This window comes from Paenibacillus sp. B46(2026) (genome assembly GCF_056786355.1).
The window spans coordinates 6,661,911-6,685,750 of sequence record NZ_CM165907.1; the positions used below are offsets into that span (position 1 = coordinate 6,661,911).

26 protein-coding genes are annotated in these 23,840 nt (G+C 45.2%); 8 read left to right on the forward strand and 18 right to left on the reverse strand.

What is annotated here, in order from left to right; translation table 11 throughout:
- Positions 1 to 25: 25 nt before the first annotated feature.
- The 4 genes from AC1S8V_RS29525 to AC1S8V_RS29540 all read right to left on the reverse strand — a co-directional run bounded on the left by AC1S8V_RS29525 (position 26) and on the right by AC1S8V_RS29540 (position 1,857).
- Positions 26 to 187: a hypothetical protein gene (locus AC1S8V_RS29525; protein WP_482071829.1), complete on the reverse strand. Its 162-nt coding sequence runs from the start codon at positions 185 to 187 to the stop codon at positions 26 to 28.
- A complete protein-coding gene (locus AC1S8V_RS29530) occupies positions 184 to 441 on the reverse strand; it encodes a hypothetical protein (RefSeq protein WP_340014990.1) in 258 nt (85 codons plus the stop codon). Before AC1S8V_RS29530 ends, AC1S8V_RS29525 begins: the two co-directional genes overlap by 4 nt.
- Before the next feature lie 115 nt (positions 442 to 556).
- The gene (locus AC1S8V_RS29535; RefSeq protein ID WP_482071830.1) at positions 557 to 1,369 is read right to left on the reverse strand and encodes a class I SAM-dependent methyltransferase; all 813 of its coding nucleotides are present in this window, start codon (positions 1,367 to 1,369) and stop codon (positions 557 to 559) included.
- 146 nt (positions 1,370 to 1,515) lie between these two features.
- Complete coding sequence (locus tag AC1S8V_RS29540) at positions 1,516 to 1,857, reverse strand: zinc ribbon domain-containing protein YjdM (protein WP_482071831.1); 342 nt, start codon at positions 1,855 to 1,857, stop codon at positions 1,516 to 1,518.
- 235 nt (positions 1,858 to 2,092) lie between these two features.
- Here AC1S8V_RS29540 and AC1S8V_RS29545 point away from each other — a divergent pair, with 235 nt between their 5' ends.
- Together AC1S8V_RS29545 and AC1S8V_RS29550 are read left to right on the forward strand one after the other, a co-directional pair.
- Positions 2,093 to 3,244 (forward strand): VanZ family protein, encoded by a 1,152-nt coding sequence (locus AC1S8V_RS29545; RefSeq protein ID WP_482071832.1) that lies wholly within the window; start codon positions 2,093 to 2,095, stop codon positions 3,242 to 3,244.
- Positions 3,245 to 4,226: 982 nt separating this feature from the next.
- Positions 4,227 to 5,141, forward strand: a complete 915-nt coding sequence (locus AC1S8V_RS29550; RefSeq protein ID WP_482071833.1) for a hypothetical protein — start codon at positions 4,227 to 4,229, stop codon at positions 5,139 to 5,141.
- A 194-nt stretch (positions 5,142 to 5,335) separates the two neighbouring features.
- On the opposite strand, the gene AC1S8V_RS29555 is transcribed toward AC1S8V_RS29550, so the two are convergent.
- The 7 genes from AC1S8V_RS29555 to AC1S8V_RS29585 form a co-directional block, all read right to left on the reverse strand.
- Positions 5,336 to 6,793 carry a carboxylesterase/lipase family protein gene (locus AC1S8V_RS29555; protein ID WP_482071834.1) on the reverse strand — a complete coding sequence of 486 codons (1,458 nt, stop codon included), beginning with the start codon at positions 6,791 to 6,793 and terminating at the stop codon, positions 5,336 to 5,338.
- Positions 6,794 to 6,967: 174 nt separating this feature from the next.
- Positions 6,968 to 8,056: a metallophosphoesterase family protein gene (locus tag AC1S8V_RS29560; RefSeq protein ID WP_482071835.1), complete on the reverse strand. Its 1,089-nt coding sequence runs from the start codon at positions 8,054 to 8,056 to the stop codon at positions 6,968 to 6,970.
- Positions 8,056 to 8,394 (reverse strand): DMT family transporter, encoded by a 339-nt coding sequence (locus AC1S8V_RS29565; protein WP_419890462.1) that lies wholly within the window; start codon positions 8,392 to 8,394, stop codon positions 8,056 to 8,058. Before AC1S8V_RS29565 ends, AC1S8V_RS29560 begins: the two co-directional genes overlap by 1 nt.
- A complete protein-coding gene (locus AC1S8V_RS29570; protein WP_482071836.1) occupies positions 8,391 to 9,161 on the reverse strand; it encodes an HAD family hydrolase in 771 nt (256 codons plus the stop codon). Before AC1S8V_RS29570 ends, AC1S8V_RS29565 begins: the two co-directional genes overlap by 4 nt.
- A gap of 152 nt (positions 9,162 to 9,313) precedes the next feature.
- The gene (locus tag AC1S8V_RS29575; protein ID WP_482071837.1) at positions 9,314 to 10,687 is read right to left on the reverse strand and encodes an ABC transporter substrate-binding protein; all 1,374 of its coding nucleotides are present in this window, start codon (positions 10,685 to 10,687) and stop codon (positions 9,314 to 9,316) included.
- A gap of 81 nt (positions 10,688 to 10,768) precedes the next feature.
- Positions 10,769 to 11,584 carry a carbohydrate ABC transporter permease gene (locus AC1S8V_RS29580; protein ID WP_248278243.1) on the reverse strand — a complete coding sequence of 272 codons (816 nt, stop codon included), beginning with the start codon at positions 11,582 to 11,584 and terminating at the stop codon, positions 10,769 to 10,771.
- Positions 11,585 to 11,673: 89 nt separating this feature from the next.
- Positions 11,674 to 12,549, reverse strand: a complete 876-nt coding sequence (locus AC1S8V_RS29585; RefSeq protein WP_482071838.1) for a carbohydrate ABC transporter permease — start codon at positions 12,547 to 12,549, stop codon at positions 11,674 to 11,676.
- Positions 12,550 to 12,747: 198 nt separating this feature from the next.
- Between AC1S8V_RS29585 and AC1S8V_RS29590 the strand changes: the two genes are divergently transcribed.
- On the forward strand, positions 12,748 to 13,323 hold the full coding sequence (locus AC1S8V_RS29590; RefSeq protein ID WP_482071839.1) for a GbsR/MarR family transcriptional regulator: 576 nt from the start codon (positions 12,748 to 12,750) through the stop codon (positions 13,321 to 13,323).
- Positions 13,324 to 13,536: 213 nt separating this feature from the next.
- On the opposite strand, the gene AC1S8V_RS29595 is transcribed toward AC1S8V_RS29590, so the two are convergent.
- Positions 13,537 to 14,091 (reverse strand): hypothetical protein, encoded by a 555-nt coding sequence (locus tag AC1S8V_RS29595; protein ID WP_482071840.1) that lies wholly within the window; start codon positions 14,089 to 14,091, stop codon positions 13,537 to 13,539.
- Between the two features lie 96 nt (positions 14,092 to 14,187).
- Between AC1S8V_RS29595 and AC1S8V_RS29600 the strand changes: the two genes are divergently transcribed.
- A complete protein-coding gene (locus tag AC1S8V_RS29600; RefSeq protein ID WP_482071841.1) occupies positions 14,188 to 15,105 on the forward strand; it encodes a phosphatidate cytidylyltransferase in 918 nt (305 codons plus the stop codon).
- Between the two features lie 188 nt (positions 15,106 to 15,293).
- On the opposite strand, the gene AC1S8V_RS29605 is transcribed toward AC1S8V_RS29600, so the two are convergent.
- Positions 15,294 to 15,875, reverse strand: coding sequence for a hypothetical protein (locus AC1S8V_RS29605; RefSeq protein ID WP_482071842.1), 582 nt, complete (start codon positions 15,873 to 15,875; stop codon positions 15,294 to 15,296).
- A gap of 232 nt (positions 15,876 to 16,107) precedes the next feature.
- Here AC1S8V_RS29605 and AC1S8V_RS29610 point away from each other — a divergent pair, with 232 nt between their 5' ends.
- From AC1S8V_RS29610 to AC1S8V_RS29625, 4 genes are all read left to right on the forward strand, one after another.
- Positions 16,108 to 16,977, forward strand: a complete 870-nt coding sequence (locus tag AC1S8V_RS29610) for a DMT family transporter (protein ID WP_482071843.1) — start codon at positions 16,108 to 16,110, stop codon at positions 16,975 to 16,977.
- Between the two features lie 100 nt (positions 16,978 to 17,077).
- Positions 17,078 to 18,130 carry a bifunctional transcriptional activator/DNA repair enzyme AdaA gene (locus AC1S8V_RS29615; protein ID WP_482071844.1) on the forward strand — a complete coding sequence of 351 codons (1,053 nt, stop codon included), beginning with the start codon at positions 17,078 to 17,080 and terminating at the stop codon, positions 18,128 to 18,130.
- Positions 18,131 to 18,199: 69 nt separating this feature from the next.
- On the forward strand, positions 18,200 to 18,973 hold the full coding sequence (locus AC1S8V_RS29620) for an isocitrate lyase/PEP mutase family protein (protein ID WP_482071845.1): 774 nt from the start codon (positions 18,200 to 18,202) through the stop codon (positions 18,971 to 18,973).
- 50 nt (positions 18,974 to 19,023) lie between these two features.
- The gene (locus AC1S8V_RS29625; RefSeq protein WP_482071846.1) at positions 19,024 to 19,539 is read left to right on the forward strand and encodes a hypothetical protein; all 516 of its coding nucleotides are present in this window, start codon (positions 19,024 to 19,026) and stop codon (positions 19,537 to 19,539) included.
- Between the two features lie 361 nt (positions 19,540 to 19,900).
- Here AC1S8V_RS29625 and AC1S8V_RS29630 read toward each other — a convergent pair whose 3' ends face one another.
- From AC1S8V_RS29630 to AC1S8V_RS29650, 5 genes are all read right to left on the reverse strand, one after another.
- Positions 19,901 to 20,599, reverse strand: a complete 699-nt coding sequence (locus tag AC1S8V_RS29630; protein ID WP_482071847.1) for a hypothetical protein — start codon at positions 20,597 to 20,599, stop codon at positions 19,901 to 19,903.
- Complete coding sequence (locus tag AC1S8V_RS29635; protein WP_482071848.1) at positions 20,596 to 21,471, reverse strand: ATP-binding cassette domain-containing protein; 876 nt, start codon at positions 21,469 to 21,471, stop codon at positions 20,596 to 20,598. Before AC1S8V_RS29635 ends, AC1S8V_RS29630 begins: the two co-directional genes overlap by 4 nt.
- Positions 21,468 to 21,848: a GntR family transcriptional regulator gene (locus AC1S8V_RS29640; RefSeq protein ID WP_482071849.1), complete on the reverse strand. Its 381-nt coding sequence runs from the start codon at positions 21,846 to 21,848 to the stop codon at positions 21,468 to 21,470. Before AC1S8V_RS29640 ends, AC1S8V_RS29635 begins: the two co-directional genes overlap by 4 nt.
- A 99-nt stretch (positions 21,849 to 21,947) precedes the next feature.
- Entirely contained in the window at positions 21,948 to 22,118 is a 171-nt protein-coding gene (locus tag AC1S8V_RS29645; protein WP_482071850.1) for a Spo0E family sporulation regulatory protein-aspartic acid phosphatase, read from the reverse strand.
- A 242-nt stretch (positions 22,119 to 22,360) separates the two neighbouring features.
- Positions 22,361 to 23,743, reverse strand: a complete 1,383-nt coding sequence (locus AC1S8V_RS29650; RefSeq protein WP_482071851.1) for a transcriptional regulator — start codon at positions 23,741 to 23,743, stop codon at positions 22,361 to 22,363.
- Positions 23,744 to 23,840: the final 97 nt, after the last annotated feature.

The window sequence follows — 23,840 nt, forward strand, 5'->3', positions numbered from 1 at the left end:
CACTTTTACGATTATTTTCTATAAATTATGGCTTATCTATACTTAGTTTCATCAGGTTGGCATTAATTACAACACCGGTTTGTTTCATAAAATTAAATCCCAGAATTCCGTCAATCTCTAAACCATAATCCATATTTCCTATTTCAACCTGAAAGTTATTAATCGTTGTTCCATCTGAAATTTTCATCGGAGACCTCTTATGCCAACATATCGTTCTCTTGCAACAACCTTTGGACGTGAAGTGTGAAAGAAGCAGTATTCCCGTCTGGGATCTTCCTGATGTAATTCACCATAACGTTTTAATGCCTTTGTAGAATCATCAAATGAATCAATCACTGCCATCTCTTCGATGTAACGCTGGCCTTCTCTAGAGTACGCCTTGGTTGCCTCAAAAACGACCCATTCATTAGGGAATCGCTCCTGAACTTCCTTCCATTGCATAGTGACACCTCCAGACCATTAGATACAAATATTATATCATGTGCAAACAGTATTCCATCGCTGACATTCTAAATTACATAGATTTTTTAGAGCAATGTAAATGTCTGGAAATCTATTATTTCTTCCTCCCGATGTAAAACAGATGAGATGAAATCCCTAGTATGGAGGGGTCTTTGGCGGCTTCAATCATATATTGAATGAGTTCATCATACTCGCCACGCTCTTTCCAGTATTGTTGCTGCTCGTCCGTGAGCATCGCTCTAAGGCTGGATGAACCAATCAAATCGACGGTTTCAAATCCATGTTGCTCCATGAAGGGCGTAACGTCCTGAATATTAAAATAATAAGCGCCCGTGAATCGTCCCTGATCCTCATGATCGAATATACCTTTTTCCACAAAAGAACGAATTGCTCCCATATGGTCATTTGGCTTCCAATGCTGTGGGGATTGTAACGAATTGATACTCATGCGCATTCGGCTCTGCATCGCTATATACACTATTCCCCCCGGCTTTGTCACACGATACAACTCCCGTACAGCAGCTGTCCGCTCCTCATCTGTCTGCAGATGATATAACGGCCCCAGCATGAGTGAAGCATCATACGTCTCGTCAGCCATACCGGAGAGCGAAGTGGCATCGAGAACATGGAATCCATCGAAATGCTGTGTCAAACCAAACTCCTGAGCCTTTTGCCGCGCAGTATCCACGGAGGAAGGTGTCAGATCCGATAAAGTGACTTGGTACCCTAGCTTCGCCAGCTCCATGGCATACTTCCCCGGACCTGCTCCATTATCCAGAATACAACCAGTAGCGGGGAGATGTTCCCTGATGTAATGCATGTTAATGATGAATTCAATCGGTTCCCGTTCCAGTCTCCCCCACTCATCAAACCCGGAATAATATTCAATAATATGATCTCTCTTCATCGCTCTGACACCTGCCTTTTCTTATATGTAGACCGCCCAACCATGTTCAAAAATTAAATTCCAACCAGTATATATCTACTAAATATTTCCTGTCAAACAAAAAACGTTCAATTCCCATTGGATGCGGAACTGAACGTTTCTCGATCTTATATCTTTTTCACAAACTCAGACTTTAACTTCATCGCACCCAAGCTGTCGATCTTGCAATCAATATCATGATCCCCATCAATCAGGCGGATATTCTTCACCTTGGTTCCCTGTTTGACCACAAGCGAGCTACCTTTTACCTTCAGATCTTTAATGACGGTAACAGTATCGCCATCACTTAGCACATTTCCGTTGGCATCGCGGATTACTTTTGTATCCTCTGCGTTCTCACTGTCTGCATCCAAAGACCATTCATGCGCACACTCCGGGCAAACCAGCAGGTTACCATCCTCGTACGTGTACTCTGAATTACATTTCGGGCAGTTAGGCAAATTAGACATATGTATTAAACTCTCCATTCTACGATTGGCTTTCCCGCAAGTATACGGGATTTCGGCGGTATATTCCATACGCTTGATCACTGCATGGATGGATTTAAACCAAATTTAAGGTTCTTGCATCCTTCACTTTAAGGGTAACTACTTATAATGTAACTATTAGATACGCACTACAAATACATGAATTTTATGTCTCTATGAATTGTTATTATATTTAATACCAAAGGAGTTCCTGCTCATGTCCTCATATGTTTTCCCTGTGCAAACGGCTTTTTTCATCTTTGTTGTTGCGGCCATGTTCTTGCTGGTGCCGTGGTTGATCTATGGTTATCGTAAAGACGGTTTCTTCAGCTGGTCACGGTTTGGCATCAGCTTTTCGTTTATCTTTTATATTCTGGCCGCCTATTGCCTCGTTATTCTCCCGTTTCCAACTACGCGAGATACCTGTGCACAGCAAGCTGTTGACACGATCTACTACAATCTGGTTCCATTCACTTTTGTAAAAGACATCATGAAGGAAACACCCGTTGTATGGTCTCAGCCATCCAGCTATCTCAGCATGATTCAGGGCAGAGCCTTTCTGCAAGTTCTATTTAACGTCCTGCTTCTCATGCCGCTTGGTGTCTATATCCGTTATTTTTTTCAAAAAAGAGCCTTCTGGAAGTACGCCCTGCTTGGTGGATTAGGGCTTTCCTTATTCTTTGAGATCACTCAAATCACCGGATTCTACGGGTATTATAATTGTCCCTATCGCTTGTTTGATGTAGATGATCTGTTATTGAACACTTCAGGAACAGTGCTTGGATTTTTCACAGCTCCTATTTTACTGGCTTTGTTTCCATCCCGAGCAAGTATTCAGGCAAAGAGTGAACAGATCGTGGAGCAAAATCGCGTATATCCCGTACCACAACTGCTTGCATTGCTTATCGACGGTGCGGTAGTCGTGCTGATTACCAATGTGTTGTCCATCTTCACCGCGTCCGATGTGATTCAAGAAGCACTGAATACATCCATCGCCATGGTCATCGTACTGTTCTTCATTCCATGGGTACGGAGCGGAACAACGCCAGGCTCGGCTATCCTGCGCTTCCGATATGTGAATCGCCAGAGCGGCTCCCCGACCATCGAATCGTTATTTAAAAGATTGCTTGCACTTTACACCCCTTGGTTCGTGGTTACGATCATCCGCTGGGTCAATGATTATGCCTTCACCAGTAATCAGGATGTTATGCTCCAGCCTTATCAAATATGGATTTCCCTGGGAACAGTCGGTGTCTATATGTTGGTCTACGCCGTGCTCTTCATTCATGTCTTCATTGTGCTGTTCTCCCGTGGAAAACGTTCCTTCTACTTCGATGAGGTGTCCCGCACGCGTGCCTCTCGTAAATAATGTTTGGAGTATAACAAGGTATAATGTACCTCTAATTAATGCTTACGTTCTGCTTACTTCATTAGGTGATGTCAACCAATTTAGTTATGCGAAGTAACTTGTGGCGTTTGCGGTCCTTGACCCAGGAATTTTCATTCAGCGGGAAGTACACGAATAACGAACGAGGCTCTAAAATGCTCATGCTTTGCTATAATTAGCGGTGCTTAGGCAAAAGAAAGTGTAGAACTTATTACCAAGGTCCTTGATGGAGGATATCCTGACAAAAAGTTCATACCGAAACGTTCCTTGTTTTGAAAAGAAGCAGCACAAATGATCAATAATTTGAATAGAAGCATAAACTAACAAGTTAGTAAAGATCATGTCCCTTTTTGATCTGCTCAATAACCGGTTGGCTTTTTAAATAACTTAATCAGGTCAAATATAAGAGCAAATATAAATATTACCACGGGGTATATAAGGTTAAGCAATATTATAACCAATCCTTCAGATGGTAAAGGTTTTAAAGCTGGGTTGTTCAGTGGGTACATATGCGAAAAAATTTCAATAAAAATAAGGTAATATGGAATCCATACCAGACTAGATAAATATTTAAGTTTTGAATCTAGAAATTTTCTTTGAATGATGAATCCTACTAATAAAAAAATAATAATATAACATGCAGAAATTATCAAATTTGAAATAGCTTGAACTTGTGATTCAGAATATTGAAATATTTCTGCTATTCTGTAGTAATTGATTCTAATCTCTGTATGAACAAAAATGGAGACAGCAAATAGAATTCCTATAATGTTCAAGAACACAAACTTCTTCAAACAGTATCCCTCCAGTACAAATTAGTGGAAAAACTTCTTCAATACTAATGAATATATGGATATAATATGAATATTATGCAATAATCATAGCAAAAAATGGGTTGTTATGATATGGTTAAAAAAGGGTTTATATTCCAAATAAATACATATTATAATGCGAGGTACAGGTTATGAAAAGATTTTCATTTTTGATTAGTCTTTCAATTGTTTTTTCTTGTGTGTTTTCTGGCTCTGCTTTTGGTGAAAATAATCAAAGTTCAGATTTGGATGCAATTCCTGAAACGATCCTAAATAGTCCGATGTATGAGGCAGATCCATTAAGTTCCCTTGATTCACAGGAGACAGATCAACTGAAAGCGCTCCATCAAGAGATCATTAATAAAGGTTTAATTTCTCTTAATGAAGATGGCAAGATGGTCCTTAATGATGAGACGTTTAATGTATTAAAGGTAGATTCGCAATTTGAATCAATCTATGTTGAAAATATCAGCAGAGTAAATATGTTACTTGATCAAGGTGGGGTATATTTAGATAACGATTTTAATCTGCAGATGGGCTCGACAGAAGAAATTGCAGAAGGTATTGCAGAACGTACTCTTGAATTAAAACAAGAGCAATTATTATCTCAATTCAAACAGGATCAATTAGTAACACCATTTGCTGATCCAGGCGCACCTCCATTCCTGTATGCTTACTCTATTTCTTCTCAAAATTATTATCAAATGTATGATATTTGGGCTTCACTAGCCTTAGGAATTTACGGAAATCCCACTGCGGCGTTATCATACACTACTACTTGGTGGGTTGATAGAGTGAGACCAGGAGGGATCTGGGATTACAAAGTAGTGAATGGATACAAACCGTATAATAAAGAATGGACTGCCTTTGTCAAAGGTGGTAAAACTCAAATTAGAAAAACAGAATGGTTTGGCAATTATAATTACGGCTTTACTGGTAAGTTGCTCTTCCCATTAAGCATTCTATACACAGGCGGGGATGTTGTTTCTAAAATTACCGGCGGTGCACCAGATAGTTTTGAAGATAGAGCAGATATAGCTCAAGGTTATAATGAAAATACTTTATAAGGCTGAGGTCTATCAGCTATTCAGATTGTAAAAAATAATTGTTCCTTCTAGAAACCCTACATATCTTTATAGGGTTTCTTTTTTATTCTAAGCCAGATTACAAAAAGAGGACGTCCATTCTGAGAATGAACGTCCTCTTTTGATTAGGCGCATAGCAGTTATCCAGAGTATCCATACACAATAACCTACCTGGATTATAACCCTAACAGCTCGCGCTTGGATGCATCCGGATCATGTACGACCTCAATCTCATGGTTAAAGATTAGTGTCGCATGATCCTGCTCATATTCAGGCCAGTTCACACCTGCAACTTCAGGTTTGCCGTTCTTGGCAAAGGAAATCCAGGCATCCTGTACCTTAAGGGCAAGTGCCGCCGCAGCTTCATCTGGCTCCGCATTCATGAATTTGAGGACATGCAGTGTATTAAACACAAAGAATATTTCGATGCTATGAATCGCTCTTTTTAACAGGGGATGTTCCGGCATGACCCAATCAAATCGATACATCCACACCGGGGCATATTTCTGCTGTGCAGCAGCATATTGCAGCGCTGACCGCCAGAAGAACATATCGGTCATGACTTGGGCTTGTCCATCTGCCGTTTTTGGATAACTATCAGCGATGGCTACCCGGTTCTCCAGATCCGGCGTCATAAAGTCTACGCCCTGAACCATATCGATCTCTTTTGAATAAGGCACATGCGGCTGGATGAACAGGGCACCCTCGTGTAATGTCGTACCAATCAGCACCGGAATGTCCTGCCCTGAGCCTTCGCTCACCGCCTGAAGTGGTACCTGTGGTAGTGTATGCCCATCCAATACAGGTTGGAACAATAATGCCATACCTGCTCCGCTCTGCTGTTTGACCGTTTCACCAGCTGCAATAATCTGCTCTACAGGAATTGTATTTAGCTTCTGCAGGTTGTCCCGGTCCACCCCAAGAATCTTCAGCATCCCTTCCCGCATGGCTGAAGCTTGCTCTGCCGGCATGAACTGGGATGCACCGCTCTCCATAATGGCACGTTGGAAGAGTCCTTTGGCAACTGGCATCGCCATCAGTGCTGCAATACTCATGCTGCCTGCTGATTCGCCGAACACCGTAACTTGGTCCGGGTTACCACCAAAAGCAGAGATATTGTCCTTCACCCATTGTAATGCCGCAACCTGATCCAGCAGACCTGCATTGGATACATATGAATCACCCAATGGAGCCATATGAAGGAAACCCAAAGGCCCTAGTCGGTAGTTAATCGTGACAACGATGACGTCCCCCCGAACCGCTAACTGCGTACCATCATACATAGGCTGGCTGCCCGAACCTGATACGAAGGAACCACCGTGAATCCATACCATGACTGGCAATGTGGATGCTTCCTTTTTCTCAGGAGCCCAAATATTCAGATATAAACTATCTTCTGACTCGTTCGGAAGTTCTGTCAGGCCTTCAGGTTGATGATTTCGAGGTTGTATATTCTCAGGCCCAAATTGTGTAGCCTGTCTGATTCCATCCCATGACTCGGGCTGTACCGGAGCCTTGAAACGCAACTCACCTACCGGGGGTTTCGCATAGGGAATGCCTTTCCATACGCTTGCACCATGCAAATGCTCGCCTTGAACGGTACCATATGTCGTTTGAACCTGAAGTTCTCTCATTCCGCTTCTACTTCCTCTCCATGAAAGTTAATGTGTACTTATTTGAGTATAGTTTGTACGAACACCCATTTACAACTTTACCCAGTATTATATACTCCTACTACGTTTCACGTGGAACTTTATGGGTTAGATGTTCATTACAACTACAGATACATTCTCTTCATAACATTGATATTAATAAGTAGAAGGTAAGTAAAAACGAACCGTAAACTCAGCACCCTTGATCCATTCGCCCGCAACGAAGTCCCTTCCCTTCACAACGACCCGATCCTTATAGATCTCCACATGAAGTCCTTCACTGCCCTCCAGATGCTCGTCCTGATCCGTCCAGAGATAACCTACAGACGACGCATTGAACATCGTTGGCATACGGCCTGCACCATCATACATCGTATGCTGCGCCTCCAGTTGCCAATGGGTATGGCCCGAGAAGAGGATGGCCTGCGGGTATTTGGCCAGAACCGCTTTAAGTTCCGCATCCTGATTCACACCATACCATCCTTGTTCCTTCAACGAACCAGCTACCGTGTCCATAAGTGGCTGGTGCAAGAACAGGAAGATGGGATGATCTGGCGCTGCACGTTCAGACAATTTCGCATCCAGCCACTCCAGCTGCTCAGCAGACATGTCGCAATCCTTCGGATGAGGTTGCTCGGTGCCGAGGAAAATATAATGATACCCGTCAATCCAATGATCGTGGTAAGAGCCCTTCATACCTGTGTTGGCTTCAAAAACACTCAACCGACGATGCCACAACTCGGCAACTGTAATGAGGTCAGCCCTCGAAGTAGTATGCTCTCCATCCTGAGCAGGATGAACAGGCAAGGTATACGTACCATTAGATAACTGCTCAATCAGTGCAGCTGATTCTTCCGCGGTTTGCGTTTTCGCCGCCACCATATCTGCCCCTTGTTCCAACAATCCGACAACTTCCTCTTCTGCCATTTCAATCAGAACCAGTGGAGGATTTTGAAACACAATCGCTGAAATATCATGATTACCCACCGTGTAATGGATGCTTGACAGGTTCTCCGCGTGTTGCTTCCATATACGTTGCAACTCACGGTACTCGCTCGGCAGCCCCCGATCCGTCACATCGCCCACGTGCATAATTCCACTGCTTCCCTGACTAAACGTAGCCATATCAGCGAGCGCTTGCTCCAAATGCCGATTATGAATATGGTCTGCCTCATCACGCACATGTGTGTCCGTAATCACCTGGAAGGTAGCAAGAGGTTGCTCAGTTGTATGTTCATTTCCCATTAAGAATCACTCCATTTCAGTCCAATAATGCCAATCAGAATAAAACCGATCCATACCATCGACGTGAGCCGCAGACGTTCACCAAAAAAATAATGCCCCACGACACCAATGAGTGTAATGCCTACGCCAGACCATATCGCATAAGCCACAGCCAGCGGCATATACTTCACTGCAAAGTTGAGAAAGGTAAAGCTTGCGCCATAACAGACAAACATCATTACCGAAGGCCATAACCGCGAGAATCCATCCGATACTTTTAGCAAAATGGTAGCGCTAAGCTCCAGCCCGATGGCCAGTGCCAGTAGGACCCAGCCCAAGTAAGCATGACTGTTTGTCATCGGCCGAGCCCACCATTCAGCAATTCATGGAACGATTGAATCGTTCTATCCGCCAAGCGAATTGTTCCTGGTTCTCCAATGCCAATCCTATACCCCGCACCAGCGGTTCGCGCCATCTCCATGTCTCCATCCGTATCTCCAATGACCACCGTATTCCGTACAGATACACCTAACCGTTCACAGGCAAGCAGGAGCATATCGGGAAACGGTTTGCCCCGCTCCACAAGATCTGTGCCAATCACCACATCAAAGAAGGATTCCAGCCCCATCCACTGCAAGTGTTTAACCGCACTTGGTGTATCATCTGCTGTCACTACACCCATAACCACGCCTTCGCTACGGCACTGTTCAAGGAATTCTTGAACGCCCGGTAACGGACGTGCCGGACGATGCTTCTCCATCTCTTCCTCTGCTTGCGCCAAACATTCGCGAACGACAACCTTGGCTTCCGCCCAGCTGAGACCCGCACGATATCCATGCCACGTCAGCACGGCATACACTTCATCCATCGTGCCCATGGCAAGCGGACCCCGCACGTCATACCCATTCATCTGGCCCTGTTCATCGTGGAGTGTACCCCAGATCTGCGGAAGTTCATCTGTGTTGATACGCAGTCCTCGGGTCGCCAACTGATCTCTGAAGTCACCCAACACACAATCGGTCCAGAATCCCCACATGCCTGTAAAATCAAGTAATGTGCCGTCCTTGTCAAACAAAACAGCTTCAATCGGATTCGGTGATCCGTCCACATATGTCTCTTCTTGCATTGGTTAAACTCCTTGTCTACGATCTTGTATGAACGGAAAGGACGGTACAGCATGTACCGCCCTTTTCGCATGAGTTCTTATAGTAATACGTTTTTGCTTGCAATCCGAGCAGGTTCACAACCGAATCTCGCGGAAGCATTTCATCGATATCGTTACTTCACAATACGATCCAGTTCTTTCTGCGCTTTCTCTTTCGCTTCCTTCAGCGCTTGTTCCGCTGGCATATTATTGATCTGCACCTGATCAGCTGCATCCTTCAATGCATCATTGATTTTGCCACCCGTTGGATCCTGGAATGGAGCCGAAGCGTGAGCTGCTTGTTGCAGTGGTACAGTGATCTGTGGATTTTCCTCACTGAATTTCATGAACTCTGGATCTTGTTGAGCCGATTGACGCACTGCGATATATCCGGTGTTCATGGACCAAGAAGCTGTGTTCGAAGTTTCAGAGAAATACGTAAGCCACTTGTAGGCTGCCTGTTGTTGCTCTGGACTTGCTGCTGACGGAATGCCTGCCATCACGGCACTTGCTACCGGTTTTCCTTCACCAACGCCTTCCCAGCCTGGCTGTTGCATGGCAGCGACTACGCTAAAGTCCAGGTCGCCTTGGTCACCACTGGATCCGGTGTAGCCTGCTGCCTTGTTTTTCATCACATCATCAATCGTTTTGTACCAGTACTCCCAGCCCTGACCGCCATAGTGAATGCCCATAATCTTGTCTTCGTTAATCCATTTACGGAACAAGTCCCATGTCTCGATCCACTCCGGGGAGTCAATCATAACTGTTTTGCCATCGTCGCTAAGAATCTGTCCGCCCTTACTCAGCACAGCGTCGATCATGTTAGCACTACCCCACATCGGTTCCCAGCCATAGAAGGTTGTTTTGCCATTCTCCTTCTTGCTCATCTTCGCCGCTGCTTCAGCCAGCTTCTCCCATGTCGTCAGACTCGCTGGATCGATTCCGTTCTCCTTGAACGTATCCATGCGGTAATACATGATCTGAGTCGTTCCGTACATTGGTAAAAAGTATTGCTTTCCATCCACTTGTCCCTGGTTCAGGAACGTCTGAATGAAATCGTCTTTCTTAAAATTCGGATCAGCGGCAATCATCTCATCCATCGGTGCATAATAGCCTTTGCGTGCCCAGTCTATATTGGAACTGAGTACAGCGGCCGGAACCTTCTTGGAAGCAATTGCTGCTTGCAGCTTCTGTTCCGTTTCCGTGTAATCTGCTTGTACAATCCCCTTCACAACGACTTCGTTCTGTGAGGCGTTGAACGCATCAATCGTCTTTTTCATGTTATCGCCCAGATTACCACCCAGACCATACCAGAATTCAATCTCCACCGGATTTTTCGCCTGAACTTCGGTTCCACTGGCAGCAGCCGTCGTGCCTGATTCTGCCGGTGCCTGTGTTCCACAAGCGGTCAGTAGAGCAAAGCTGGTCGCGAGTACCAGCGACATGCCACCCTTCCAGTTCAACCTCAATCTCTTTTTCCATGTCATGCTTGCCTGACTCCAATTCATTGTCGTTCCTCCCGTTTTAGGTGAAATGTTGGTGTTGACACGGTGCATCTGGATAGATGCAGTCTTACAAAAAAATTCATATCAGTTCTTGTTCACACCAGCCGTGATATTCACGCTCTGCATGATGGTCTTCTGGGTGAACAGGAAGAGAATAAGTAGGGGTGCGATGGTGAAGGCACTCGCAGCCATAATCTGTGGCCAAGCCAGTCCATATGCCCCACCTTCTACAAAGAAGCTGCGCAGACCAGCCGATACCAGCTGCAGGTCAGGGTCTTTCGTGATGAGCATAGGCCAGAAATAGTTGTTGTATTGTTCAATGAACGTAATCAGAACCATCACGGCGAAGCTTGAGCGAACAAGCGGCGTGATAATCGTCCAGAGAATCCGGAAATGAGATGCACCGTCCAGCTGTCCGGCTTCCACCAATTCATGAGATACCTGCATGAACGCCTGCCGGATCAGGAAGATCGAGAACACGCTGACACAGTTGGATACAATCAAGCCTGTGTAGGAATCTAGCAGGTTAAGCTCACTAAGTACCAGGTAACTAGGCAGATACACGGCTGTACTCGGTATCATATAACCCACCAGGATCAGGGATGTCAGTACACCTTTGAGACGGAATTTCATATGTGTCAGGGCGTACGCCATCATACTGGAGTTGACGATCTGAAATAGACAGATGGCTAAGGCTACCCCGGTACTGTTCAGGATGTAACGGGCAAATGGTGCCGCATTCCAGGCATCCACATAATTGCTCCACAGAAACGTCTCCGGCCAGAAGGTCGGCGGGAACTGCCAGATCTCATCATTGGTTTTGAATCCGCTAATGACCATCCAATAGAAAGGAAAGGCTGTACCCAGCGCGATAACGGCTAACAGGAGGTAGCGGATCATTTTACTTATTTTAAAATTCGTATGCGACACGTTCTGCAACTCCTTGCGCTTCATCCGTTTAGACTTTTTATTGGGCAATGTCATTGTCATTAGTAGTGCACCAGACGTCTGCCAAGCAGGAAGGATACGCCCGACAGCAACACGCAGATCAGAATAATCACAACGGCGATGGACGAAGCTTCACCTACATTAAAGGATTCAAATGCAGACTGATAATACATGTACAGCAACGTTCTCGTTGATCCCGCCGGTCCGCCTTGCGTCATGACGTTAATCTGGTCATAAGCTTGCAAGGACTGGATTGTAAGAATAATCGAGAGAAAGAACGTCGTTGGTGAGATCAGCGGCAGTGTGATACTTCTGAACTTATCCCAACTGTTTGCCCCATCGATCGAAGCTGCTTCGAGCAGATCAGACGGTAGATTTCGTAACGCAACCAGATAGAATACCATCGCCCAACCAATTGATTTCCAAAGGGTTACGATCAGAACTGCAACCAGTGCCCAGTCCGCGTCACGCAGCCAGCCGATCGGAGATACACCGACCCAGCCAAGCATAAGATTAGCGAGTCCGACTTCTGGCTCGAAGATCCAGGACCACGCAATAGACACCGCAACTGTCGGTGTAACCCAAGGTGAGAAGAGTAATGTCCGGAAGATGCCCGATGATTTGATTTTGCTATTCATGAGCATCGCAAGTGCCAATCCGCCCACAATGGTTGGGATCACACTCCCCAGTCCGAATAACAAGGTGACTTTCAGTGACCGATAGAATTCAGAGTTCGTCAGCAGATAACTGTAATTGTCCAACCCAACGAACAACTTGTCCGGGCTCATGAAGTCCCAATCGGTGAAACTGAGATAAACGATATATCCCAGAGGTCCCAGCCAGAAGATCAGCAATGGGATTAGAGCTGGCAGCGTGAATAGAACCGCCTCAGACTCCCTCCATAGTTTTAAACGCAAATCCCCCACTCCTTACTGTCCAATTTTTCTTTAATGATTGGGAATTTTTGAGTATAATCAGCTTTATATTTATTCTGTACAAAATTGATTGTACACTCGTATTGAAAATTCTAATTCCGGGTTATGTTAAAATTGGAGCAAGTCATGTAAAATATGAGGCAGCTAGTGGGAACGCTATCATAAACCAGAGGTGACATTGTGGGAAAAGAAACTGCCGGGAACCCGAATCATTCTTCGTTGCCCGATCGGCATGCGCTGAGGGAGAGAGTCATTGAGGCCATCGCCAATACGATGGATCTGTATGGGGTTAATCATACGTTTGGCAAATTATACGGCATCATGTATTTTGAAGATCGACCGATGACACTTGAAGAGATGAAGACCTCGATGAATATGAGCAAGAGCAACATGAGCTATGCGGTTCGTTCGCTTACGGAGTCACAGATGATTTACAAACTGGAGGAAAAGAAGGACCGTCAGGATCAGTATCTGGCTGAGACCGACTTTTATCGTACATTTCAAAATTTCTTTGGGGCCAAGCTCCAACGGGAAGTGGATGTCATGTTAGAAGGCATTCGCGAGGTCATTCCTGATCTGACGGCTATGATCCTTTCAGAGCATACTTCTTCCGAAGATCGGGATGCTGCACTGCGCGATCTGCACAAACTTCAACATGCGGAGCAGTATTATGTGTGGCTCCAAGGATTCGTGGATCAGTTGCGCGACGGCAGATTTTACGGAAATAACACTTTGCAAACTACCGATAAGGAGTAATTCGAAAGGGGTAAGATGAGATACCCATTTTAACGAACCTGTGAGAAGTTTTTGCAAAGGAAAAACGTCAATATGCACAATAAGAAGGGCGAAAGTTGATTTCGGCCGATCATCATCATCGTTCATATGAAGCACATAAACAGCCTGTTGCCTCGTAATCCGTGGCACAGACTGTTTCATGGTTGGGATTTGGGGTTGAATTCCCTTCCTCCCCTACTCCTTCTCTCCGTTTCCAAGCTTATACTCCCTTAGCTTTCCTTCATAGACCAGCTGCAATCGTTCACTCTGGCGAAAATCATCCGGTGTCACCAGGGCAGGCAGCTTGTTCCATAGCTTGATACCTGAACGCTGTAGGATCTCAGCCACGAATTGGGAGCAGAAATAGGAATTGCTGAACTCCACCGGCTCCTTGAGCGTAATGCCGATCACACCCAACAGATTGTACATATATTTCTGACGGCTGCGGATGAAGATATGCAGCACGCGTTTCATCTTTTCCACTTCACGATCCGTCACCTGAAGCTCATAGATCACACATGTTGTGTTGGGATACTTGCTGTATGTACCTGTCTGAATATCTTCCTTCACAAACCCGCCGTTCAGCGGATTGCTCGGGTGCTTGCGACCGAAGCTGTACAGTTCGGATAATTCCTTGTCAAATGAGATCGATGCGTGATTATATGGCGCTCTAGTGTAACTCTGAATGACCTTGGTAAACAAGGTCCCCGTATTCGTAAGCAGGATATAGATCGAGCGTTCATCTGTCATAGCAAAATTTCCCCTTATCAAGTTGGCACTATTCCTTCATAATAACATAGGTGCCCTATAATGGAATCTTACTTTGAATAAGCAGGTGATCGGTACGTGAGCAGTTCATTATTTACACTAACACTCATCTTCACAGCTTTACTGGTGATACATATCGTGTACAAAATTATAGCAAAGCTTCAGCCAAGCAAAGACTATTCAGGCATCGGCCAAAAAATCAAAACCTGGTGGGGCATGTTCGTGATCTTCTGTCTCGCTACCCTCTTCAACCCCATTGTTTCGCTGATTTCCCTCATGGTGCTTGCATTCTTCTCACTTAAAGAATACTTCTCCATGATTCGCAGCACACGCAAAGCCGACCGCAGGCTGTTCCTATGGGCGTATCTGGCGATTCCGGTTCAGTTTTATTGGATCTACATTGGATGGTATGGCATGTTTATCGTGTTTATTCCACTATATGTGTTCCTGGTGCTGCCCCTGCCACGCCTGATTAACAAAGGCACGGTCGGTTTCCTGCGCAGTGTCAGCTCCACACAATGGGGACTGATGCTGATGGTGTTCGGGCTGAGCCACCTGGCCTATTTCCCGTTCGCCACACCGGAGTACGGCTCCAAGCTAGTGCTATTCCTCGTCGTGTTAACACAGCTTAATGATGTGGTGCATTATCTGGTCTCTCTCTATCTGGGCAAACGAAAAGTGGTGCCCACCGCCAATCCTTTTGTCACCTGGGAAGGGTTCGCCTGTGCATTCATTGTAACGACAGCAACGTCCTATTTCATCCATCCCTACCTGACGCCCTTTGATTGGAAATTCTCGCTGTTCATCGGGGTGCTGATCAGTCTGGCTGGATTCTTCGGCAGTCTGACGGTGTCTGTACTGAAGCGCGATCTGTTAATTGGAGATGACAACAAGTTCGACGCACTCAAAAAAAGCTACCTTAGCCGGGTCGACAGCCTGACCTACACCTCTCCGGTTATGTTCCACGTGGTCCGTTATTTCTTTGACTTTATGTAGGAGCAGTTCCGATACGAGGGCTGGGTACACCGTGGTAATAGGATAGGCGTGACACTGCGCATGGTAAAAAAAGAAGCCGCGAACGGCTGCTTTTCAATTTAATAAAGATCATAGACTCAGCAGGGTGCATACGTCCGATCCTTCATTTCAATCAAGAGATACCGCCCACACCGTTGTGATCTACCCTTTTACTTCAACGTAATTTCTTTATCCGAGGTAAGTTCTTTCCCCTCTTCATTGGTGAACACAAACGTTGCTTTGCCGCGTTCACCCTTCATCTCGTCCGAATAGATAAATCCGGAGAATTGTCCATTCCCGCTGAAGTAAAAGCCCTCTTCACCATTCGCATCATGCTCGATGGCTTCCTGTAGCGAGTTCACGATTGTCACCGTGTTGGACGTCCACCGCATCTCGGATAGCGTGTAGCCTTCTGGCACCTGCTTCACTGCAAAATCAAAGCTGTTGCCCTCAGATGGCTTATCCGTTTGATCAATGACGATCATAATCTGTCCTTCTGCATCAGCAAAGGGCTCGGATTTTGCCGAAGATTTTCCCTGATTCGTAGTTGCATACTCCTGATTATTGTTATTCTTCGCCTCAGCGTTGGGAATGGAGTTATTCCCGGCTTCCTCAACGGGCTCCTTCGATTGCGGATACGCGTGCTCCTGAACGGATTCAGCGTTGTTCTTGGCTCCACATGCACTCGTTAGCAGCAAGATACATAGAGCAGACACCCAGAGCGCAGATTTATTGGTATTGAATTTCATCATTGGAACTCCCTCCATGTTCATCTAAAGTAATAAGCATTATGCATTAATCCAAAAGAACGCTTTGCACCCAGCACCTTCTTTAGTAATCACTACACCATATCGTCCCTCACGAAGCTCCATAATATGTAAATGATTATAAATCCAATACGTTATGACACTTCGATGAACCCTGAAATGTTCGCATGTTAACCTGATAAGATCAAAAAAATGCTGAATAAGGGAGGACAACAGGTTGAATCGTTTGACTTTTATGATGCTCGTTATACTCGCCACATCCCTTATGGGTTCATCCTTTGCTGTTGGTAAAATCGGACTGACCTATATCTCACCCATTCTACTGGTAGGTATTCGATTTACGCTCGCTGGAGGGCTCATGGCGCTGTGGCTACGAAACAAGAATCTCCCCACAACGGTCCCCGACTGGACCCGGCTGTTGATCATCGGTCTATTCCAGACGACAGGCGTGATGGCATGCATTTTTCTAAGTATGCGGACGATTCCATCTGGACAGACATCCATACTCACGTTTACGAATCCACTGCTGGTGGTTATTCTCGGGAGCCTGTTCCTCGGTCTAAAATACAGGGTATACCAGTGGTTTGGGGTGCTCATTGGTATAACAGGGGTCTTCATCACACTGGGATTTCACATGCAGTTATCGGAAGGAACGTTGCTTGGTATGGGCTCTGCGTTGTCCTGGGCCATCGCTACCGTCTTGGTAAAAAAATGGGGATCACGCTTCAGTACCTCGGTATTAACGGCTTATCAGATGTTATTCGGCGGCTTGTTCCTGCTGCTGCTTAGTTTAACGCTGGAATCATCCCGGCTTATTCTCAACACCACCTCCATTAGCGTTATCATGTATCTAGCTCTGCTTGGTTCCATTGTGCAGTTCGCTACGTGGTATTACCTATTAAGTAAGGGTGACCCAGGGAAAACCAGTGCCTTCCTGTTTCTCGCTCCATTCTTCGGTGTATTATCCGGCTGGCTGCTTCTGGACGAAGTGATCCGTAATTACGTCTATGTCGGTGGGTTATGCATATTCCTGGGGATCTTTCTGGTAAACTGGACTGGACGAACGCATAAAAAGGAAACATGCTGAAATAAAAATATTCATGCCTGATTTTCGGCGATGCCATGTGCATCGTTTTTTTATAATCAGTTTACAGTTTGATCATCTATTGAAGTAAGGACGTGCGCCCATGATTTCTGCTAAACAGAAAGAACAATACTACCAGGCTCTGGTTGCCAAGGATTCGGAATACGAAGGTTTATTCTATGTGGGGGTCAAGACGACGGGAGTGTTCTGTCGTCCCACATGCCCGGCGCGAAAGCCAAAATTCGAAAACTGCGAATTCTATGAGACGGCTCAGCAGGCACTTCTGGCCTCTTATCGCCCTTGCCAGCGTTGCCGCCCGCTCTCTCACCCTAACCAAGTATCCGATGTCGTTCGCGTATTGGTGGAAGCTGTCGAGAAACAGCCCGAGAAACGCTGGAAAGGACAGGATTTCAAGGCCCTCTCCATCGACGAATCCACTGCTCGCCGTCAGTTCAAGAAGCGGTTCGGCATGACCTTTGTCGAATATGCCCGCGCTCGCCGCATGGGACTTGCCCTGAAAAATATTCGCTCCGGCCGCACCGTGATTGATAGCCAATTATCTACTGGATATGAATCAAGCAGCGGCTTCCGCGATGCCTTTTCACGGATCATGGGTGCCGCCCCTACACAAGTCGATGAAGGACATATCCTGAAAGCGTCCTGGATTGACACCCGCCTCGGCCCGATGATGGCCATTGCAGATGAAGAGGCGCTATATTTACTTGAATTTGTGGACCGTAGAGGTCTGGAACGCGAAGTTGAGCGTCTTCGCAAACGAACCAAATCTGCTATTGTGCCTGGCACCACGGCTCCCATTCAGTCCATTGAGCGTGAACTAAATGAGTACTTTCAAGGTATTCGGACAGCATTCGACACACCGTTGTTCTGTTTAGGAACACCATTTCAAAAGAGTGTGTGGGACGAGTTGCTGGCCATTCCGGCTGGTGAAACGAGGTCATATCAGGATATCGCAAATGCACTGGGAAAACCGACTGCTTGCCGAGCCGTGGCACAAGCAAATGGGGCCAACCAGCTTGCGATTGTGATCCCATGTCACCGTGTAATCAATGCCAGTGGTGAACTGGGCGGATACGGCGGGGGATTAACTCGTAAAAACTGGCTTTTGACTCACGAGAAACAAGAACAGGGTAGCTGAATAATGGAATGAAGTATGCAATAGGTGTTCAAAGGAATGCATGTATATAACAAAGGAGAGTTAAGATATATGAGTACGCTAGAAGAAAAAGCAGTGATGTTTCAACAATACCACTTGAAAGAAAAACCACTTGTTCTGGTCAATGTGTGGGATGCTGGAAGCGCACAAGCCATGCAATCGGTTGGAGCAACAGCGATTGCAACAGGTAGCTGGTCCGTAGCCGCTGCCCACGGTGAACCCGATGGTGAAGCGATGCCGTTCCATCTGGTATTGGCTAATCTGGCACGGATCACAGCGAGTGTGGATTTACCTGTAACGATCGATATAGAGGGAGGGTATGGGAGGTTTGTGTCAGAAGTGAAGGAAAATGTCCTGCAAGTCATCGATCATGGTGCTGTGGGAATTAACATGGAAGATCAACTTCCAGATGAGGTGGGACTGTACGCTACGGAGGAGCAATGCCTGAGACTATCCGCCGCCCGGGAGGCTTCGGTGCAGGCAGGCATTCCACTGTTCATTAATGCTCGTACAGATATTTTTCTGCAACATGCACCAGAACACCATAACCACTCCCACCTAGAGGAAGCACTCATCCGTTCCAGATCTTATGCAGAGGCAGGAGCCAGCGGTCTGTTCGTACCAGGCTTACAGGATCAACAACTGATTCAGGAATTATGTGAGCGTTCCCCACTTCCAATCAACGTTATGGTTACATCTCCTGAGCCTTCACCAGCACATCTTGCTGTACTCGGTGTAGCGCGTGTAAGCTATGGACCTTATCCTTATCTGCAAGCCATGGAACACCTGAAAGAGCTGGGGCGAAGTATTTTATCGGGAAATTAACTGGAGGGCATGTTATAATCACCTCTATTGAACAATTACAGGAGGCACATATGCTTAACGTTGAACAAAAGCTTGAAGTGCTACAATCATACCCCCAACTGCAACGCAAAGATGTTTCTCTCGGTCGTGTTAACTTCCACTTCGAAGAAAGTGCGTATGAGAAAAAGATTGTTGCTCTCCATATTCACCCTAACGGTAACGGTTATATCTATGCAGGTCTACTGCCTAACTATGAGACCGATGCTAAAGGATTCGTCAATATTCGTGATTACTCCGAAGCAGATCTGCGCACATTGTTAGATGAAACGATCAAAGCGATGTCTCACAACCCCAACGCAGTAGAATTCACAGAGCCAGAACAAGCAGAAACTGCTCCTGCATTGGCTACAACCTCTACGGGTGGCGGAACGTGGATCGATGAAGATGGACATACACTTACTTTAAAATATGAAGATGACATGTGGTATGTGTATTCTGGTGTTAATCTGGATATGGCTTTTGAAACGCGTAGCGAAGCTGGCGAGTATCTCAAAGATGAAGGGTTCAAGCCACAAGCTCAGGTTTAACGCATACACATTCATTTTGGATCGCACAAAGATTGTTGAACAGGTATATTCAGTGATTCAGGATGATACAAAAAACACGAGGCGTGTTCGCACTCGTGTTTCTCTGATTACAGGGAATTTCGCTTAGATTCCTTGCCTATATAAGGATGACAGAACAACCTTCCAATCGCTGTTATCCCCAGATTTTTTCGATCCCCTTTCTCATGGGGAAATCCGGTGATAAAGGCGCAGCGTATGCTTCCGAAGTAGCTTTCTTACAGAAAGCTTTTAGCTTCGCTTTTTCAGGTTTTTTCTGTCCTCTCCGTTATCGTGTAAATGATTAGTTCAACTTATATAGATTCCATCTTATAACATTATTCTATCAGTCTTTACTGGATTTCATTGTAAGCGGTGCATTCTTCATCATCGGGTACGTGCTCAGAAGCAAAGCACCTCCAATGACCCCCAAAGCGGTGAACAATGTCATGCGATTGATCCCCGCAATCCACAACATAAACTCACTAAGATCGGCCAAAGTAAATATCAGCGTAATGCCCAGGCCAACTCCAAAGAACATAATGAAAAAGTTACGCATCCCCAAGCGCATCCAGCAGACCGTCGGGAAGGCGGAGATTCCCAGTACGAGAAAGCCACACATCAGATCAATCCACAGGTAGGAGAAGAAATGATATTCGTTGGAGTACAACATGCCTGGTTGATATAAGGTAACGTCAACAATTCCTTTGCCTTGAAGCAGGTGTATGATGAAATAGATTACATGCAAAATGGCCATGGTGCCTGCAACCATCCATATCGAGTTCATATAGAAGGATTTCATGAATTGAATTCGTGTACTGCCCATACCGATCGCAACCGGAAACTGTGTAATAATTCCCGCGATCGCAAACGTACATATACCGCCGTACATTGGACCAAATAGTTGTGTGGTATACGTGACATCAAATATGAAACCAATTGCCAGATATACGACAGTGAGCATCAGAGCAATGGATGAGAAGATAATCAAATACAAACGCATATCCTCACGGATCAGTCGGTTGGTTCCTTTAATTGAATTCATGGCTTAACCCCCTCTTGATTACGGGTCCTGTTAACCAAGTAATCCTGCAATGTCGCCTTCTCAATGGAAAGTCCTTGTGTATGAGCGATGTCCTTCCACATTTTCGAGTAGGGCTCATCAATCATCACTTTCACAGTCGATCCCATCTGAGAAGACTCGATGACCTTAACATCTGCTGTAACACGATTAACATCTTCAATTCTCCCTGTTAGAAGAACTCCTTTTTCGCGCATCTCTTCCATCGGCTGATTCATTAACACCTCTCCGGCCTGCAAAACGATAAGGGACTCGCATAAAGGCTGAATCTCTTCAATATGATGGCTGGATACCAGGATCAGACGCGGGTTATCTTCGTAACTTTCCAGTAGAGCATTGTAAAAGAACTTACGCTTCTCGGCATCAAGTCCATTGGTAGGCTCATCCAGAATCGTTACCTTTGCATTACTAGCGAGACCCATTACAATCTGAGCGGCAGTCCTCATGCCTTTCGAAAATTTAATGATCTTCTTCTTTGCCGGCAGTTCGAACAAATTAATTAAACGCTCTGCCAAATCCTGATTCCACTGCGGATGAAAATATTGCCCCATTTGAACCATGTCATTAACCGTCCAGTTTTTCCCCAGGGGATGATTCTCCTGGATGTAGCATAGATGCTCTTGAGCAGACAGATTATTATAGGGGTCTTGACCCATGATCTGGACGGTTCCACTGTCCGGGCGGTTATGCCCTGCAAGTAAACTCATCAGTGTTGTTTTACCCGCTCCATTTCTCCCCCAGATCGCACTAATGATCGGCTCACTCTCATGTAGCGTAACCTGCTTCAGAACGGGTGTCTCTTGATAACTATAGTTGACTTGCTCCATATGAATCATAACTCACTCTCCTTATCCTTCTTGCCGCGAATCAGATCAATGATCATGTCTTCATTCATGTGAATCCGTCTGGCTTCTTCAAGTAAAGGCTTGATGTATTCTTCATAAAAATCCTGCTTCCGTTCAACGAGCAAGGCTTCTCTTGCTCCCTTCGCAACAAACATTCCAACACCTCGTTGTTTGTATATAATCCCCTTGTCCACGAGCTCCTGCAGCCCTTTGCGGGCTGTAGCCGGATTGATATTGTAAAAGCGGGACAGTTCATTGGTCGAAGGAACCTGTTCTTCCACCTTCAATCTGCCATCCACAATATCATCCATAATCATCGTGGCAATCTGATGAAAAATAGGCTGAGATTCATCCAAAGTCGATTTCATGTGCTTCCAACTTTCATACGTATTCGTTAGTCAGTTAGTCGGTTAATTACTCATGTAACTAACTATAGTATACAAAAACACAAATGTAAATAGGCGAACTTAATTCATCACCTTGTTTACCTGAGCTCTGTTGTATTGATTAATTAGACCGTCCAGGACTACGGATTGCTGGATCACTTCAGGATGAAGCAGACTGCCATATTCCCTATGCATACGATATAACTGCTGTCTGGCATCTTCGATCCGTGATATCAAATCCAAGCGATCCATAGTATCCCTCCTTTTTGTCATATTTTAGTGTATTATGCCAATCAAAAGAGCAGGTGACATACGACATACTTATTCTTCCACTTGGATATACAAAAAGAACGCCTCTGAATTGAATTCAGACGCGTCCATTGGTTCAGGCTTATGTCCCTAAACCGTGATCATTCGTTCGGTAAATTGAAGGGTCTGGATTCTCCACAGTCGGGACAGTTCCAGTAACAGGAGTTACAATGCTCACCACTATACTACATGTAACTATCAGCAAAGCCAGCTTTCTCTTCATTGAGTTTCTGCACCTCACCAATCAAGATTTTGTACTGCTGTATAGCTGTGTCAGACGCATATTCCCTATATTGCTCAAACAGTCCGACACCTCTAAGCATACCTCGTCCACTGCTAATTTCAATAGCAAATCTTAAACTATCCAGGACATATTTTATTCCTAAATAATACTCGTCTTTCTTTAGATAATATGCACCCAGATCGGCTAACAGACGTAAATATCGATCATCCGTAACCTGCTTGCTTACTTTCCCAATCCGATTTCTCTGTTCCTGATAAGCAAAGTAAGACTCATACTGCTCTAGTACATGATCTATGTTGATATCATATCGGTTAGCCGCCGTTACAATATCACAAAGCGCTGGGAATATCTCATTCTCCTTCGTCGAGATATAAGCCAGATAATCAGGTAACACCTCAAACTGTCCAGCCATTAATTGATATATATAACGGTTACCCTCGGCCCATTCCTGAAATTGATGAATGACCACCTGTTCCTCAGGTTCAGGTTCTTTCACCCAACTGTAATCGGTGTACAATGCAACATACCTCAATGCCATTTCATAGTCGTTCAAGTGGAAATGTGCACTTCCAGATGCTAAATACGCATACATAATATAAAAAACGATGGGTCGTTTGGTCTCTTCCTGTTTCCGTCTGCCATTCATCTCATAATGGATGGCTGCTTTCACCTTCAGCTTTTCAGATAGTTCCTGAACTTTGCTCCATCTGTGAAGTGATGCAAATGCATTAATCAGTTCGTTAAGCGCATCCAACTGGTAGCGTTCATCCAGGCGATCCACATAGTATTCGAACCGGGCTGCGATAATCAGATTCCGCTGTTGATCATTGGTCAGTCCCAACCTGAACAGTCGATACTGACAGAGCGCAAGCCGCTCGGAATGTTGCATTTTCTCACTTTCAGCGATGTTCTCATATAGGAGAATGGCTGGTTTGAATTTACCTGCATGGTAGAATTCTTCAGCCACTTCAAATAACAAAGGAATATAGGACAGATTATCCATCATCAGACGAATAACCTCTTCAATGCAGTTTAACTTGTCCAACTCGGCACAGCGATGAAGGAACGGTCCAAGTCTTCTCCAGTCCGGGGTTGCGTGTACGAAACACTCATCTATGTATAATTCATAGAAGTAACCTTCTTCCAGTCTCATGGCGGAAGTGATGCGATCCAACTGCTGCATGGCAATAGGCCGATTTTTATTCAAAATATTGCTCAGCGTACCCGAATTAATCCCTGACGTTTCCGAAAAATGACTAATGGACATCTGTTCACGCTTCAGATAACTTTCTAAATGATCGCGTATCGTGGTTGTCGGCTCCAAACGAACACCACCCTCCAAAATAAAAACATAAACGGGATTATCGGTATACAAAAGTAATTATATGTAATTAGAAAGTAGCGGTCAATATAATAAATTC

What these genes read in the sequence shown, in the direction of transcription:
- AC1S8V_RS29525 (WP_482071829.1), bottom strand. Translation starts at nt 187, where the DNA reads ATGAAAATTTCAGATGGAACAACGATTAATAACTTTCAGGTTGAAATA.
- AC1S8V_RS29530 (WP_340014990.1), bottom strand. Translation starts at nt 441, where the DNA reads ATGCAATGGAAGGAAGTTCAGGAGCGATTCCCTAATGAATGGGTCGTT.
- AC1S8V_RS29535 (WP_482071830.1), bottom strand. Translation starts at nt 1,369, where the DNA reads ATGAAGAGAGATCATATTATTGAATATTATTCCGGGTTTGATGAGTGG.
- AC1S8V_RS29540 (WP_482071831.1), bottom strand. Translation starts at nt 1,857, where the DNA reads ATGTCTAATTTGCCTAACTGCCCGAAATGTAATTCAGAGTACACGTAC.
- AC1S8V_RS29545 (WP_482071832.1), top strand. Translation starts at nt 2,093, where the DNA reads ATGTCCTCATATGTTTTCCCTGTGCAAACGGCTTTTTTCATCTTTGTT.
- AC1S8V_RS29550 (WP_482071833.1), top strand. Translation starts at nt 4,227, where the DNA reads ATGAAAAGATTTTCATTTTTGATTAGTCTTTCAATTGTTTTTTCTTGT.
- AC1S8V_RS29555 (WP_482071834.1), bottom strand. Translation starts at nt 6,793, where the DNA reads ATGAGAGAACTTCAGGTTCAAACGACATATGGTACCGTTCAAGGCGAG.
- AC1S8V_RS29560 (WP_482071835.1), bottom strand. Translation starts at nt 8,056, where the DNA reads ATGGGAAATGAACATACAACTGAGCAACCTCTTGCTACCTTCCAGGTG.
- AC1S8V_RS29565 (WP_419890462.1), bottom strand. Translation starts at nt 8,394, where the DNA reads ATGACAAACAGTCATGCTTACTTGGGCTGGGTCCTACTGGCACTGGCC.
- AC1S8V_RS29570 (WP_482071836.1), bottom strand. Translation starts at nt 9,161, where the DNA reads ATGCAAGAAGAGACATATGTGGACGGATCACCGAATCCGATTGAAGCT.
- AC1S8V_RS29575 (WP_482071837.1), bottom strand. Translation starts at nt 10,687, where the DNA reads ATGAATTGGAGTCAGGCAAGCATGACATGGAAAAAGAGATTGAGGTTG.
- AC1S8V_RS29580 (WP_248278243.1), bottom strand. Translation starts at nt 11,584, where the DNA reads ATGATCCGCTACCTCCTGTTAGCCGTTATCGCGCTGGGTACAGCCTTT.
- AC1S8V_RS29595 (WP_482071840.1), bottom strand. Translation starts at nt 14,091, where the DNA reads ATGACAGATGAACGCTCGATCTATATCCTGCTTACGAATACGGGGACC.
- AC1S8V_RS29605 (WP_482071842.1), bottom strand. Translation starts at nt 15,875, where the DNA reads ATGATGAAATTCAATACCAATAAATCTGCGCTCTGGGTGTCTGCTCTA.
- AC1S8V_RS29615 (WP_482071844.1), top strand. Translation starts at nt 17,078, where the DNA reads ATGATTTCTGCTAAACAGAAAGAACAATACTACCAGGCTCTGGTTGCC.
- AC1S8V_RS29620 (WP_482071845.1), top strand. Translation starts at nt 18,200, where the DNA reads ATGAGTACGCTAGAAGAAAAAGCAGTGATGTTTCAACAATACCACTTG.
- AC1S8V_RS29625 (WP_482071846.1), top strand. Translation starts at nt 19,024, where the DNA reads ATGCTTAACGTTGAACAAAAGCTTGAAGTGCTACAATCATACCCCCAA.
- AC1S8V_RS29630 (WP_482071847.1), bottom strand. Translation starts at nt 20,599, where the DNA reads ATGAATTCAATTAAAGGAACCAACCGACTGATCCGTGAGGATATGCGT.
- AC1S8V_RS29635 (WP_482071848.1), bottom strand. Translation starts at nt 21,471, where the DNA reads ATGATTCATATGGAGCAAGTCAACTATAGTTATCAAGAGACACCCGTT.
- AC1S8V_RS29640 (WP_482071849.1), bottom strand. Translation starts at nt 21,848, where the DNA reads ATGAAATCGACTTTGGATGAATCTCAGCCTATTTTTCATCAGATTGCC.
- AC1S8V_RS29645 (WP_482071850.1), bottom strand. Translation starts at nt 22,118, where the DNA reads ATGGATCGCTTGGATTTGATATCACGGATCGAAGATGCCAGACAGCAG.